The sequence below is a fragment of the Pseudomonas sp. S3_A09 genome (assembly GCF_054668065.1).
The window spans coordinates 4,815,866-4,830,371 of the sequence record NZ_CP162752.1; the positions used below are offsets into that span (position 1 = coordinate 4,815,866).

General features: G+C 50.6%; 11 protein-coding genes and 2 pseudogenes. 11 read left to right on the forward strand and 2 right to left on the reverse strand.

Annotated features, from left to right (window positions below; genetic code table 11):
* The first annotated feature begins 33 nt into the window (after positions 1-33).
* The 6 genes from AB4N92_RS22690 (at position 34) to AB4N92_RS22715 (ending at position 5,994) form a co-directional block, all read left to right on the forward strand.
* Entirely contained in the window at positions 34-1,779 is a 1,746-nt protein-coding gene (locus AB4N92_RS22690; protein WP_460128292.1) for a recombinase family protein, read from the forward strand.
* A gap of 761 nt (positions 1,780-2,540) precedes the next feature.
* Positions 2,541-2,771, forward strand: coding sequence for a hypothetical protein (locus AB4N92_RS22695; protein ID WP_460128295.1), 231 nt, complete (start codon positions 2,541-2,543; stop codon positions 2,769-2,771).
* Positions 2,772-2,972: 201 nt separating this feature from the next.
* The gene (locus AB4N92_RS22700; RefSeq protein WP_460128296.1) at positions 2,973-3,161 is read left to right on the forward strand and encodes a hypothetical protein; all 189 of its coding nucleotides are present in this window, start codon (positions 2,973-2,975) and stop codon (positions 3,159-3,161) included.
* Positions 3,154-3,405, forward strand: a complete 252-nt coding sequence (locus AB4N92_RS22705) for a hypothetical protein (RefSeq protein ID WP_460128298.1) — start codon at positions 3,154-3,156, stop codon at positions 3,403-3,405. Before AB4N92_RS22700 ends, AB4N92_RS22705 begins: the two co-directional genes overlap by 8 nt.
* Positions 3,398-3,874, forward strand: a complete 477-nt coding sequence (locus AB4N92_RS22710) for a hypothetical protein (protein ID WP_460128301.1) — start codon at positions 3,398-3,400, stop codon at positions 3,872-3,874. The genes AB4N92_RS22705 and AB4N92_RS22710 overlap by 8 nt, the downstream gene beginning before the upstream one ends.
* A 1,493-nt stretch (positions 3,875-5,367) precedes the next feature.
* A complete protein-coding gene (locus tag AB4N92_RS22715) occupies positions 5,368-5,994 on the forward strand; it encodes a recombinase family protein (protein ID WP_460128303.1) in 627 nt (208 codons plus the stop codon).
* A 398-nt stretch (positions 5,995-6,392) separates the two neighbouring features.
* Here the strand turns inward: AB4N92_RS22715 and AB4N92_RS22720 are convergent, their stop codons facing one another.
* A complete protein-coding gene (locus AB4N92_RS22720; RefSeq protein WP_460128305.1) occupies positions 6,393-7,073 on the reverse strand; it encodes a hypothetical protein in 681 nt (226 codons plus the stop codon).
* A gap of 142 nt (positions 7,074-7,215) precedes the next feature.
* Positions 7,216-8,298, reverse strand: a complete 1,083-nt coding sequence (locus tag AB4N92_RS22725) for a hypothetical protein (protein WP_460128308.1) — start codon at positions 8,296-8,298, stop codon at positions 7,216-7,218.
* Between the two features lie 650 nt (positions 8,299-8,948).
* Here AB4N92_RS22725 and AB4N92_RS22730 point away from each other — a divergent pair.
* From AB4N92_RS22730 to AB4N92_RS22750, 5 genes and pseudogenes are all read left to right on the forward strand, one after another.
* A pseudogene (locus AB4N92_RS22730) lies at positions 8,949-9,107 on the forward strand (FKBP-type peptidyl-prolyl cis-trans isomerase); the annotation flags it as partial.
* Between the two features lie 12 nt (positions 9,108-9,119).
* Positions 9,120-9,722, forward strand: coding sequence for a GNAT family N-acetyltransferase (locus AB4N92_RS22735; protein WP_236266794.1), 603 nt, complete (start codon positions 9,120-9,122; stop codon positions 9,720-9,722).
* Between the two features lie 421 nt (positions 9,723-10,143).
* A pseudogene (gene mgtA / locus AB4N92_RS22740) lies at positions 10,144-12,848 on the forward strand (magnesium-translocating P-type ATPase).
* Positions 12,849-12,864: 16 nt separating this feature from the next.
* Positions 12,865-13,581, forward strand: coding sequence for an MgtC/SapB family protein (locus tag AB4N92_RS22745; RefSeq protein WP_236266792.1), 717 nt, complete (start codon positions 12,865-12,867; stop codon positions 13,579-13,581).
* Positions 13,582-13,879: 298 nt separating this feature from the next.
* Positions 13,880-14,506 (forward strand): response regulator transcription factor, encoded by a 627-nt coding sequence (locus tag AB4N92_RS22750; protein ID WP_010211290.1) that lies wholly within the window; start codon positions 13,880-13,882, stop codon positions 14,504-14,506.

Sequence of the window (14,506 nt, forward strand, 5' to 3'; positions counted from 1 at the left end):
TCCTGCTCTTTTGAGCAGCAGGAAGCAGGCAGTATGCCGTCAGCCATTCCCTACATTCGCTTTAGCAGTGCCCGTCAGACCACAGGCAGCAGTGCCGAACGTCAGCAGCAGATGGTGACCCAGTGGCTCACAGAGCATCCTGAGTACACCCTGTCCGAACTCACCTACAAAGACTTTGGCAAATCTGGCTACCACGGTGAACACGTAAAGGACGGTGGTGGCTTTGCCAAGCTATTGGCAGCCGTCGAAGCTGGTGATATCAAAGCTGGTGATGTTGTGTTGGTAGAAGCCATTGACCGTACAGGCAGGCTTCACCCGCTGGACATGTTGAACAAGGTGATAACACCAATCCTTGCTGCCGGTGTATCCATCATCACCCTTGATGACAAGGTGACGTATACCCATGAATCAGCAGCAAGCGGTCACTTGTTCTTGCTTGTAGCCAAGATACAAGCAGCGTATGGCTACTCAAAACAGCTGAGTGAGCGTACAAAGGCCAGTTATGCGATACGCCTTGAACAAGCCAAAGAAGGAAATAAGGTAAAGCGGAATACGCCTATCTGGCTTCACAGTGATGGCAGGTTGAATGATGATGTTGCACCCTACATCAAGCAAACATTCGAACTGTATGTGTCTGGTGTTGGCAAGACGGCGATTGCTAATCGCCTGAGAGCTAGCGGAGTACCAGAGTTGGTAAAATGTTCTGGACCAACTGTAGAAGCATGGTTAAGGAATCAAGCGGCGATTGGTAATTGGGAGTATGGTAAGGATGATCCAGACAAGCCCTCTCAGATCATTCTTGGTGTGTACCCACCAGTAATTTCCAATGAATTGTTCCTGCAAGCACAACACAGAAAGAGCGCCGTAGCAACAAAGCCCAGAGAACGAACCTCAAAGAATTTTCTTGTTGGTATTGTGAAGTGCAGTGTGTGTGGTGCAAACCTAATCATTCATAATAAAAATGGTAAGCCTAACAATATGAGGTGTCTTACACACCATCGTCTTAAAGATGCTGGTTGTACGAACAAAGAAACAATACCTTATCAAGTTTTTCACTTTGTCTATTTGCAGACTGCACCAGCATGGATTGACAAAGCGATGAAAGTTATTCAACTAACCGACAATGAAAAGCGAAAGCTTACCCTTACTACTGAACGTAATGAAGTGACAGCCTCAATCCAAAGGTTGGCAAAGAAGATAGCAAAAGTAGACTCAGTGGAGTTAGAGGCTGAGTTTGATTTGGTAAATGAACGTCGTGCAGCAATTGACATTGAGTTGAATATATTGGGGCGCACAGACGACGATGGTGTTGAGTCTAAGTCCAAGTCAAACTATGTTGGTTATGAATCAAATTTGGAGCATGATCGTCTTGCCTTCCGTGACCCTATACAACTTTCTGCATTGCTCAAACAAGCGGGGTATTCAATAGTCGTACAGCCGGGAAGAAAGCTTTACCTGCCTAATGAGAATCATCCATGGGTTTATGCTGGTGTCGTTCGCAAGGGAAACATGACATTGGGTTACCGCATTCGTAATGGTGAAGAAGAATTCACTATTTCTCAAGCCATACCTGAAGTGCCTGATGTACGTTTATATGGAAACATTCCGAACGGGGATTTAGTACATATTGCGGAACGATCATATAAATACGCTAAACCTCCAACCCTACTCAATTCGACCGACAAACACAGCCGCAAGGGAGTATCTGTGCTGAGATTTGAAAGTGCGGACATTGCAATGGAGTACATGAAGTCTGGAATTGAAACAGACTCAAAATAGTTGACATTTGTGTTCGCGATACACGAAACGGTATTGACAATCATTCTTATTTGTGTCATAATGTCTTCATTGGAGTTGATCAGGTCACACCGTCTTTCCAGTTGTTTTTTAGCCAGCAGCTGCGGTTCCCTCTAATGTAACCCTTGCCCATTCCTTCTCGGCGTTGCACTGTGGTCTGATCCTCCAACAATCTCTCTCCTGAACAAAAAACCCATATCCCTAACCGGTGTGGGTTTTTTGTTTGTCCATAGCGAACACAATTAACACTTCCTAATTATCTAACGAGGTAGCATCTTATGCATACAACCCATTGCATCGCCTGTAATAAAGAATTGATCAACCGACGCCCACAAACGAAAACTTGTAATGCTGCCTGTCGTGCAAAGTATTGGAGGCAATCAAGAGTAACAATGATTCCAGTATCCATCCTGTTCAGTCTCACCAACTACGCACTGTTGAAGGCTGCTGCTAATACTGCTGGTGCTTCGATTAATCAATATGCGCATGATCGCGTAATGTGCAATGAGAGTTCGCAATGAAAATATTCCTCAATCAAGAGTCTGTGAAGCAGTTGGAAGCATTGATGGTGCGCACTGGCAATACTAATCCAACTCACATGGTAAACGTGATGATCAGTACTATCACGAACAACCTCAGAAAAGCTGACGCGAAGAAAGCTGCAAATATCTAACCACCATAATCCAAAATACTTAACCACAAGTCAGAGGATCACAACCCTATCGAACAAAAGGAATAGAGCATTGAATTACATCGTCGTCCATAAGCCATCACAACTCATTCAGAAAGTGATAACCAGTTCAACACCGCTAACACCAAGCAATGACTATAGCTTTTATGAAGTCTCAATCATCGTACTGAACCACTTTTATAAACTACATAAGAAAGCAATTGCCAAAGGTGTGCATGTGTCTGTCGGTGAACTTATGGCTAGCTCTCCAAGCTTTAGAGAACAAGTCAGTAATGGTAAATAAAGTAAGGTTGAGCTTGTTGCCGCTCGTTATCGCTGAGCCTCTATAAGGCGCCTACAGCCCTAAATATCTGCCACCCTAGGCCACCCTATAGCTTGCCACTTTTAAGCCTCTGTAAGCCACGTAAATCAAGGGTTGAATATGTCAAATCAGCCTTATGTCAGCCTAGTTTCAATACAAACAAACCAAAAGGATAAACAACAGATGAATACGCCACTACTCGAAAGGCACTTGGCGGTGCTTCAACTTAAACATTACCTATCACTGCGCAATTCAGCAATTGCAGTTGGCGACAAGGTTGAAGCTCGTAGAGCCACAGACATCATCGACAAACTGACAACTGAGTACGGTGTGTCAGCGTTTTATGAAGCTCAGGAGAATTCAAATGAGTAGTACTAGTCTAGATTATTTTACGGCTGGCCTCGCAAAAGCATTTGAACGACGACGTGCAATGCAACAACAAACAAAACAACATCTGGTACAAGTACAGAGCGCTGATAGCGTTGAAGGTGATGCAAATACAATCACCACCTTTAACAACACCATCACTAAGCTCAGTGAGGAACAATACCAAACCACCATCATTCAGTTGATGGTCAATCACATTCGACAAAAGAAGGAAAAACAAAATGACTGATAAAATTACCATCAAGGGCGTACCACCAAAATGGGATGATGCTGAGTTCGAAGCTCGTGTTGATAGCTGGGTTAATGTCTACCGGGGGACTACGCAGAGTATGGACCATGTACGGTCACCATTAACTCACGACTTCCTTGAGCTAGTAGCTTCGAAAGTAGCAGAGGGTTACACAGTGGCTCGTAATCAAGCAGTCACACATGAATCACTCAATCATTCGTGTTGGATGATTAAGCCAGACGATGCGCAGCAGAAAGATATTGATGACATTCGAGTGCGAGTGAAGGCTGAATATGTTGAATTCTTACGAGCTGAACACGTCCGATATCAAGACTTGCTACGTCAACAACTATTGCAGGCAGCTGAAGCGAAAGAGCAGAAGAAGCTCGACGACGCTCGTAACAAACGACTGTTAGAAATCGACAAAGAGGTGAGCGACACATATTCCTCACTTGTTATTCCGGGGTAATCCAGTGACAGACGCTGCTAGCGATACCTGCTAAAAGCTCCCACAACGGCTTTACAGAGCGTTCCTGATGCAACCCTACCCAGCGTAGCCCCGACAGCTTAAAAGGCTGTACGGGGCTTTTTTTTGCCCACAGGAAAGGTGGTGAACTGCTCCACTTTTCTAAACGAGAATGATCACTAAATGAGAATAGGTCTTGACAGAATGTGTTTTTACCTGTAGAATGGGCATTCAGCCGCCGAGCGTAGCGAGGTGGGTAAAGCAAAAGCTTTATATTTAAGAATATGTATATTCTCTGCTAGCAAGCAGAGTAAGTATATTAGAGATAGATAAGAGGAGAGAGAGGATACACCTCTCTAATAAAAGAGTATTATCTTTAAAGAATAATATTACAAGGTAACTACCTTGTATAACTATTAAGAATAACTCTTCTGAGTAAACTCAGGGTAAGATCAAAAGCGAGATGGCTTCGCTACTCATCTCTTCTGAAAGGCATTCGCTGACGCTCACTGGCGGACACGTCTTTGTATGAGAGTGGTTAAACTCTAGATGCCATCGCTGATTGTCAATCAGAACATATCAGCATCTTCTGTGTCTCACACAGAAATCATTTGAAGAACATTCAGGCAAGGAGGAACGAAGTGGAACCAAATACCAGACGTTCACCTCCCACCGTTAAGGTGATACAACATTCTCATCAATCATACTCTTGATGGTTCACCATCGTCATTTGATGATAGCTGTAACGCTCCATAGTCGCGCCTGAAAGGCTTTACGCTCAACTCAATACCAATCCAAGCCTACCGACCTCTGACTGCCCACACAGCGTCAGGGGCTTATTGTGGATGATGATATTTTCCATTTAAAAATTCGTACTACATTCCGGTTGCCATCATGGTTGATCGCTATCAGGAGCATTATCAGGGATATAACTACACCCATCACATACGAATTTACACACCACCTCCGCTACAGCCCTGATTTTATAAGGGTTGAGTCATTTTTGCGTTAAGCACAAGTCTCACTTTCTCCCTGATTTCCTCGCAAGCAATGCAATCTGGTTGATTTTGAGAAGAAAGCTAGTCACAGCCAGTGCTGGATGATCACCCATCAGCAAGCTAGCTACAAACCCCCTGTGATAGCCGCTGGGCGTTGTTAGCTCCTATCCTATGGCATCCTTAGGTACCAGTGGCAATACCGTCGTGCGTCACTCAGAAGCGTCTGAGCCATAATCTTTGTAGCCTCTCACAGACTATTTTCCCGACAGACGACAACCTCGCCATATCGCCACGGCAGACGTGTTGAACCTTACACGGAGTAAACCCCAACCCAACAAGTCGCCAGCGTGGCATTTAGGGTGTACATCAGGCACCACAGCATAGCTGTACATAAAGTATCCAAAACGAACTTTGAAAGAACGTGAATACATTTATTGACACACCCTGCGTGACACATCAAAATGTGATACATCCTAAATGACACGCAGGGGCTTCAGCATGTTTATCCGTGCCTACCTTCGGGCATCAACCTCTGAGCAAGATGCCAGCCGTGCCAAAGCAGCCCTTGTATCGTTCGCTGCTGAAAATGGTCATAAGATCGCAGCCTTCTACATAGAGAACGAATCAGGCACGAAGCTGGAACGTCCTGAGCTGTTCCGTCTTTTGGAAGACAGTCATGAAGGCGACGTGCTGCTGATTGAACAAGTCGACAGACTCTCCCGCTTGTCTCCTGCTGATTGGGCAACACTGAAAGCTAAGATCGCATCTAAGAAAGTGACAGTGGTATCCCTCGACCTGAGCACCAGTCACGCAGTATTGAAACCAACCGAAGGTATGAACGACTTCACAAAGGGAATGATTGCAGCGATCAATAGCATGTTGCTCGACATGCTGGCTGTAGTCGCCCGTAAGGACTATGAAGACCGTCGTCGTCGTCAGGCTGAAGGTATCGAGAGGGCGAAGCAGCAGGGTTCCTACAAAGGGCGTCAGGCGGACACAGAACTGCGCAACCGCATTACAACACTGCTGAATGACGGCAAGAGTATTCGTTCAGTTGCTGGGCTATTGGAGTGCAGCACAACCACAGTCCAAAAGGTGAAGGCATCTATCAATCCAGAGTTATAAGCAAAGCTCACAGGTGTAACGAGAAAGCCGGGTGAGCTGGTGCATTCCCACTCGGTTAAACCTTCCTATACGCACTCCTACGCAGTCCTATGCGTCACTTCAGACACCCCGCCGGATTTCTGCATTCTTTGACGGGGGTGGTCTGCCAAAAAACCTAGGGCGTTAAACCCATCAGACCAATATCCATACCTACCGGATTTGGCCATCTGCAAATAAGGATTCGACTTGGAGTCGAGAACCTAAATACAAGGAGGTTGAATATTTTTGGGGAGTATTGTTCCTCCTCTAGTACTCGTTCTACATTGAAATAATCAAGTTACTAGAAGCTCGATCTAAATGCGGAGTCTGAAACGGGAGGCGGAAAGTCACAAGTACGCAAATGATCCATTTAAATGGAGTTATGGGTAGAAATATTTGTACAGGAATATCGTTAGAGAACTAAATCCAAGCAGGTATGGTGAGATTAAATCAAGTGTCTCTCGGTATTTGATCCAAGCTTCTAGTCGATACTTTGTCTCGGCAAGCAGCAGCTTGCGAAACTCTGCCTTACTCCAACTTTCTGTATAGTCATTTAGGTTGATGTGTTCAAAGTAAGTGTATTCTCCATGGTAATCATTACTTCCTGTTGATGGATACGCAATGGTTCTCTTTAGGAGGCCGGTCTTTATATATGTTGGTGATTTTAATCCGGGTTCATCACCTCCATAGATGTCGATCTTTCTTCCAAGCAATCCTCCCACTGATTCGCTTTCGTGATCATAATAGAAAATCTTGAAATCATTTAGCATTCTATTTGACCAGAAGTTATATAATTGGGCATGATATTTTTCTGAATATGCAAAATACCTTAACATGCAGCACGTTACAGCGAGTGCCAGTAAGTATTTGAGACCCGCGTGGTTCGTAAATACTATCTTAAAGATGAAGGTGTTGGCCTCTTTGATTTCTGCGCCACTTGCAATTAGAGCTATTAATAATAGTGAGACAAATGTTAATGCTCTTCGCTTAGACTTGAATCCTGTGTCGTCGTCCATGGCATTTCTGAATTCATCCACAGTCATGTTGGCTTTTTGTGTCATGGCGACCCTTTAAATTTAGCTTCAAGCGAAGATGTCACAAATTCGGCCGCGACCGGCTCGCAAGCCCAACTAACTGTTGGGTTTGAGAGGGTTTAGCTCTTTTGGTTCATCGTAACTATAACTTTTAGTATTGTGCGTTGCTTCAGGTGGCGTCCGGGTTTATAAGCTTCGATTCACCTAGAAAAAGTCTGCCTGTAATTAGGTATGGTCGTAATTTTCTTAGTCTTCTGTAGTAGGCGAGTAGGACGCGAAGCTGATGTAGGGCGTCTATGTTGAGGTATGCAAAAGACGTTCTGTAGCCTTCCCATTGCATTAGTCGAAAGAAAAACTCTATTAGTTCATTTAAGCGCACATTTACTTCCGCTGTGAGGTTTGCATCAGCAGGGTTGCGGTCATCGTCAAATCCAGAGATTCTATTGTCTTTGAAGTATCTGTACACGCTTGCATAATATTGTTCAAGTGCAACGTAGGAGTCGTCGTTTTGGATTTGCAATGCGGATATTTCAATCCGTCTAGCAAGTTCTGGTAGTAGATCTAGTTTAATATGTCCCGGCGAGTTAAATCGCAGTTCGGTAACTTGTGCGCGATGAATCGACGGAGTCACAGCGTTGAGTCCAGTGAACAGATGCACTGCACTAAAGCCACCAGTCCAACTGCCAGCTAGGCGACTTAAAGCTCCCCGCACAGCGCTGCGATCCAAGTGTTCTAATCCATAGTGAAATGAATACAGTTGCTGGTAAACTTTCGGAATGACTGATATGTCGTCGAGGTACATATCTCCATCAAGTCCCAGAAAGTATTCTTCGCTGACTTCTTCGGCTAATTTTGCAGCTGCTTGAGTTGCGATTGCTGGAGCAAGATATGAATCTTGGTCGGGTAAATATTCCTGAGGCAAGTTTTGCCAAGTGGTTTGCTGTATCGAGTTTCTTCTGTTGGGGGCTGATCCGGTGTGGAAAATAATTAGCCATTCAGACTCCTGATACACCGTAAGAAGAGTTTTTTCTTGCTCAAGATAATCTCTAAGCGATTTTCGTCCAATGGGAATTACACACCACCTATTTCGAGTTTCAGTACAGTCCAGCCATGCATACAGTAAGTCGTTACCAAGCTCACCTTTGTACAAGCTCAGTAACGGCCCTTCGAACTCGATAAGGTCGGCATTCCAAGAATGTTTGGAAAGAACTTTTGGTTCGACCTTTGGACCAACGATTCTAGGAAAACTCATGGTATAGATCTCAAGGCCGATATGCTGCTCTGCAAAGCACTTGCCGAAAATGGATGCAAGTCAAAATGACCGTAGCGATCAGCCGAGGTACATGCACCGTCAGCGGGAGTTATCAGTACGTTCGCTGCGTACCCTCCGAAGATTTTGCGGGCTTTAGGAAAGCTCCTTTGTACACTCTGAAATGCGCTAACACTTTGGTCGTAAGAGCAATACATGGATAAACCCCAGCATGAGCATTTTTCAGCTGGATCGGTTGCCTTGAGCAGTCTTGGCGGATTGCGGACACCTACAGGAGCGAAGCACTCTGCGCTCACCGGGTTGGCTACCCACCTCCAAGCATCCCTTTGAATAAGAACAGACCCTTGTGGGGGGCACTGGAAGCCCCTGATACATAACTCAGTTAGCTGAGCACTATACGTATATGACATAAAAGTCCCTTTTTACGCGCCAAATCTGCGTTAAATATCATCGAGCCATCATTTCACAAATGCCTCACGTTAGAAAGCTCGCTCAAATACTGTATTTTCTGACGAGTGGCTATGAAAAGGCTACAGCTTTAGGGGACTTCACCGCCGTAACCAAGCGAATGAGTATCGTTTGTGAGCTTGGTTGTTTTGAGCTAATGGTAGTGTTACATACGAAAATGTTGTGACCTGGGCTTGATGGGCATGCAGGTGGGCGGTGTACGTACCTTGTTCGTGCCGGCGCATCTGGCCTATGGCGAGCGATCGATGGGTGCGCATATCAAGCCCAACAGCAATCTGCGTTTTGAGATTGAGTTGTTGGAAGTACTGACGCGGGACGATTGAGGGCGAGTGAACATGGACGTTGATTCACCGCTGTTGCCGGGGTGCTCTGTCGCGGGCATTCAGGTCGTTGAGCTGGACAGCAGTGATGAGCAGGAGCTGCAGCGGTTTTTCGAGCGGGCGCCGGATTACTTCATTGCGGTCAACGGCGAGCCGGCCACGGCGACCGAAGCGCATGAAGAATTGCAGGGACAGTTGCCCGCAGGGTGGGCATGCAGCCGGATGTATTGGCTGGGTTACCGCGATGTGGAAAACCGGCTGGTCGCGGTGGTGAACATCGCGGCGGACTTGCTGGCCGTTGGCGTGTGGCATATCGGGCTGTTGCTGGTGGATGCACGCTTGCATGGCACTGGGCTGGCGCAGCAACTGCATGGGGATCTTGAAGCCTGGGCGGTTCGCAATGGCGCTCACTGGTTGCGGTTGACAGTGGTCATCGGCAACGCCAAGGCGGAGCGCTTCTGGCAAAAGCTTGGCTATGTGCAGGTACGCACCCGCGAGGGGATCACCCTGGGCCGCCAGGTGAACCGGGTATCGATTCAGGTCAAGGCGCTGACAGGTGGGCAGGTGGGTGATTACTTGGCGTTGGTTCAGCGGGATCAAGTGGATGCGCCTTCCTGAACCCATCCTGAAGAATTTTCTTATTCCCCATGCGGACACTTTCCTACGGTTTACTCTCCCATCATCGGGGCGTAAGCTTCGCGCGTTTTCATCAATAGCGGAGACCCTCAGTGGGTACTTGTTCGAGTGACAGTAGTCGGCCGGTTTCGGTAACCGGCACAGGCTTGGCAAGGTAACGCGCATTTTTCCGATGCCGTTGTCTCGCCACTAAAAGCGAGAAGCGGCATCCCGGCAGCGGCCAGTCCTGGCACCTGCCCGAATCCCTCTCATCGACGCTGACCAGCACCCGGTTCACCTCGGGATGCTACGGACGCGCCTGCCTTTTGCGGCAGGCGGGCCACGCTGGCTGTGCCTATAAAACGGGCGCGGTGCAGACGGCGGTACCTGCACGACGGTTTTTTCCTCGCGCAGGAGTAACACCATGAACTTGACTCTGTTGAAAGAGTTCTTTGCCGGCTTCCTGCGGACCCGGCACATCGCCCGGCATTTCCGCCGCCTGGCGATGCTCGATAGCGTGACCGACGCCAGCGTCAGCCGCGAAGTGCCGCCGACACTGGCGCAAACCCTGGTGGTTTCGGCCAACAGCAGTGCGGTGCAGCTGCTCGGCACGCTGGGCAGCCACTCTGAGGGTTTGAATACCCAGGAAGCTGACGCTCTGCGCGTGCAATACGGCCTCAACGAAGTCGAGCACGAACAGCCGCTGCCAGGGTGGGTGCACCTGTGGCACTGCTACAAAAACCCGTTCAACCTGTTGCTGACCTTGCTGGCGGTGATCTCCTGGCTGACCGAAGACATTAAGGCCGCCACGGTGATTTTCTCCATGGTGGTGCTGTCGACGCTGCTGCGTTTCTGGCAGGAGGCCAAGTCCAACAAGGCCGCCGATGCGCTGAAAGCCATGGTGAGCAACACCGCCACGGTGCTACGCCGCGATGAAGCCAAGCGCATCGAATTGCCGATCAAGCAATTGGTGCCGGGCGACCTGATCGTGCTGTCGGCCGGGGACATGATCCCTGCCGATTGCCGAGTACTCAGCGCCAAGGACCTGTTCGTCAGCCAGGCGGCGATGACCGGTGAGTCGATGCCGGTGGAGAAGTTCGCCCAGCAGCAGGACACCAAGACCCGCAACCCGCTGGACTTGGAGAACATCCTGTTCATGGGCACCAACGTGGTGTCCGGGGCGGCGACGGCGGTGATCCTGACCACCGGCAACAGCACCTATTTCGGTGCCTTGGCCCAGCGTGTGACCGCGACTGACCGTGCGACCACCTCGTTCCAGCACGGCGTCAACAAGGTCAGCTGGTTGCTGATCCGCTTCATGTTTGTGATGGCGCCATTGGTGCTGTTCATCAACGGTTTCACCAAGGGCGACTGGACCGAAGCACTGCTGTTCGCGCTGTCGATTGCCGTGGGCTTGACCCCGGAAATGCTGCCGATGATCGTCACGTCCACCCTGGCCAAGGGGGCGGTGTTTCTGTCGCGCAAAAAAGTCATCGTCAAGCGCCTGGATGCGATCCAGAACTTCGGCGCCATGGATGTGCTGTGCACCGACAAGACCGGCACCCTGACCCAGGACAAGATTTTCCTGGCGCGCCATGTGGACGTGTGGGGTGAAGAGTCCGACGATGTGCTGGAAATGGCCTACCTCAACAGCTACTACCAGACGGGCTTGAAAAACTTGCTGGACGTGGCGGTGCTGGAGCATGTGGAGGTGCATCGCGAGCTGAAAGTCGGCACGGCGTTCCAGAAGGTCGATGAGATCCCGTTCGATTTCAATCGTCGCCGCATGTCCGTCGTGGTCGCTGAGCAAGGCCAGCCGCACCTGTTGATCTGCAAGGGCGCGGTGGAAGAGATTTTGTCGGTGTGCAACAACGTGCGCCATGGCGACGTCAATGAAGCGTTGACCGAAGACCTGCTGGCGCGCATCCGCCAGGTCACTGCCGCGTTCAACGAAGAAGGCCTGCGCGTGGTCGCCGTGGCCGCGCAGCCGATGGCACCGGGTCGCGACACCTATAGCCTGGCGGATGAGAACAACCTCACGCTGATCGGCTACGTCGCCTTCCTCGACCCCCCAAGGAAAGCACCGCGCCTGCGCTCAAGGCGCTCAAAGCCCACGGCGTTGCAGTGAAAGTGCTGACCGGTGATAACGAGTTGGTCACTGCCAAGATCTGCCGCGAAGTGGGCCTGGAGCAACAGGGCCTGCTGATGGGCAACGACATCGAGGCCATGACCGACGCCGAACTGGCCAAGGCCGTGGAAACCACCAATGTGTTCGCCAAGCTGACCCCGAGCCATAAGGAACGCATCGTGCGCTTGCTCAAGGCCAATGGGCATGTGGTGGGTTTCATGGGCGATGGCATCAACGATGCCCCGGCGCTGCGTACTGCTGATATCGGCATTTCGGTGGACAGCGCGGTGGATATCGCCAAGGAAGCCGCCGACATCATCCTGCTGGAAAAGAGCCTGATGATTCTGGAGGAGGGCGTGCTGGAAGGCCGGCGCACCTTCGCCAACATGCTCAAGTACATCAAGATGACTGCCAGCTCCAACTTCGGCAACGTGTTTTCGGTGCTGGTGGCCAGTGCGTTCATCCCGTTTTTGCCGATGTTGCCGATGCATCTGCTGGTGCAGAACCTGCTGTATGACATTTCGCAGATCGCGATACCGTTCGATAACGTCGACGCGCAAATGCTCAGCAAACCTCAACGCTGGCAGCCGGGAGATGTCGGCCGTTTCATGCTGTTTTTCGGGCCGATCAGCTCGATCTTTGACATCACCACGTTCGCACTCATGTGGTATGTCTTCGACGCCAATACCCCCGACCACCAGACCCTGTTCCAGTCCGGCTGGTTTGTGGTGGGGCTGCTGACCCAGACGCTGATCGTGCACATGATCCGCACCCCGAAAATTCCGTTCCTGCAAAGCCGTGCCGCGATGCCGTTGATGGTGATGACCGGCGTGATCATGGCGGTGGGCATTTTCCTGCCGATGGGGCCGCTGGCGCATTACTTCAAGTTGCAGGCGCTGCCGTCGCTGTACTTCGTATTCCTGCCGGTGATCCTGCTGGCGTACATGGCGCTGACCCAGGCGGTGAAGGGCTACTACATCCGTAAGTTTGGCTGGCAATAAGCAGGGAGGATGTCCTATGCAAGCAATCAACAACATCAACCTCGAATCCCTGGTCGACACCCTGGTCAGCCTCACTGCGGCCTTTGTCCTCGGCGGCTTGATCGGCTTCGAGCGTCAGTACCGCCAGCGCACGGCGGGCCTGCGTACCAACGTGCTGGTGGCGGTGGGCGCGGCGATCTTCATCGACATGGCCAGCCGGCTCGGTGGCGCGGAAGGCGCGGTGCGGGTGGTGGCCTACGTGGTCTCGGGCATCGGTTTTCTCGGTGCCGGTGTCATCATGCGGGAGGAGGGCAACGTGCGTGGGCTCAACACGGCGGCCACCCTCTGGGCATCGGCGGCAGTGGGGGCCTGCGCGGGTGCCGACCTGGTCCTCGAAGCGCTGCTGGGCACGCTGTTTGTGCTGGCCGCCAACACCTTGCTGCGCCCGATCGTCAACAACATCAACCGTCAACCATTGGACGTGGTATCGGCAGAGGTCACCAACATCCTGTATGTGATCGCCCGGCGTACCCAGCAGAAAGCCGTGCTGGCCTTGCTGGAAGCAGAGCTGGCACGTTGCAACTACCCGGCCAGCGACGTGGACGTGCGCCCCTTCGGCACGGAAGAAGTGGAGATCGAAGCGACCCTGGCCGTCACGTCGGTGGACGGTGACGAACTGGATGCGCTGGTAGCGCGAATCTCGATGTCGACCCTGGTGGTGCAGGCATTCTGGAGCCCGAGTACCACCGAGTAGTTCCCGGCCGTCAGGCGTTATCCCGTGCAAAGCGGACTAAGCTACTGCGAGGAAAAGTCCTACAATCAATCGAGATTATCCCTTCATTTGATAAGCCGCGCCGTTGTTAAGGTTGCGCCCTTGCGCCTCAGGAACCAAGGCGCAGCTCAACGTATTGACCGTGATTTATCAAAAGGAGGGGTCTTTACTACCTGTAGTGTCATGCAGAGTTATCAGCACCGTTTGTCGGAACTGTTACTTTTCACAGGTAGATAGGTCCCGTGTGATATGTAAGCGTACTGATCCCTCGGGGAGTCTTATGAGCAAAGCTTTAATTGTGGATGATCACCCTTTTATCCGCGCCACCGTGAAGTACCTGTTGAAGCAAGAAGGCTTCGATGAAATCTATGAAGCGGGCAATGGTGCCGATGCCATGCAGCTGGCGCGTGAGCGGCGCCCGGATCTGATCATTCTCGACCTGGCCATGCCCAAGCTTGGCGGATTGGAGGTGATCAGCCGGATCAAGGCGCTGGAACTGCCTTGCAAGATCCTGGTGCTGACCTCCTATCTGGCCGTGTTCTTCTCCACCCGCTGCATGCGCGCCGGGGCCATGGGCTTTGTGGCCAAGACGGGTGAACTGGACGAGTTGCAAAAGGCGATCAGGGCGATCCGGTCCGGCTACAGCTGCTTCCCCAGCGTGGCCACCAGTTCAGTGCGCCGTGACGATTTGCAGACCACTGAGCAAGAGCTGGTCAATTCGCTGTCGGACCGCGAAGTGACGGTGCTGCAAAGACTGGCCACAGGCCTGACGAATAAGGAAATCGCCGAGGATATGCTGTTGAGCCACAAAACCATCAGCACCTACAAGACGCGACTCAAGGAGAAGCTGCGCATGTCTTCGGTGGTGCACCTGTCCAAGTTCGCCCAGCGCAATCATCTGATCTGA

Excerpts from the sequence above, each read along its gene's own strand:
- AB4N92_RS22690 (WP_460128292.1), top strand. The coding sequence starts at position 34 with ATGCCGTCAGCCATTCCCTACATTCGCTTTAGCAGTGCCCGTCAGACC.
- AB4N92_RS22700 (WP_460128296.1), top strand. The coding sequence starts at position 2,973 with ATGAATACGCCACTACTCGAAAGGCACTTGGCGGTGCTTCAACTTAAA.
- AB4N92_RS22705 (WP_460128298.1), top strand. The coding sequence starts at position 3,154 with ATGAGTAGTACTAGTCTAGATTATTTTACGGCTGGCCTCGCAAAAGCA.
- AB4N92_RS22710 (WP_460128301.1), top strand. The coding sequence starts at position 3,398 with ATGACTGATAAAATTACCATCAAGGGCGTACCACCAAAATGGGATGAT.
- AB4N92_RS22715 (WP_460128303.1), top strand. The coding sequence starts at position 5,368 with ATGTTTATCCGTGCCTACCTTCGGGCATCAACCTCTGAGCAAGATGCC.
- AB4N92_RS22720 (WP_460128305.1), bottom strand. The coding sequence starts at position 7,073 with ATGACACAAAAAGCCAACATGACTGTGGATGAATTCAGAAATGCCATG.
- AB4N92_RS22725 (WP_460128308.1), bottom strand. The coding sequence starts at position 8,298 with ATGAGTTTTCCTAGAATCGTTGGTCCAAAGGTCGAACCAAAAGTTCTT.
- AB4N92_RS22735 (WP_236266794.1), top strand. The coding sequence starts at position 9,120 with ATGGACGTTGATTCACCGCTGTTGCCGGGGTGCTCTGTCGCGGGCATT.
- AB4N92_RS22745 (WP_236266792.1), top strand. The coding sequence starts at position 12,865 with ATGCAAGCAATCAACAACATCAACCTCGAATCCCTGGTCGACACCCTG.
- AB4N92_RS22750 (WP_010211290.1), top strand. The coding sequence starts at position 13,880 with ATGAGCAAAGCTTTAATTGTGGATGATCACCCTTTTATCCGCGCCACC.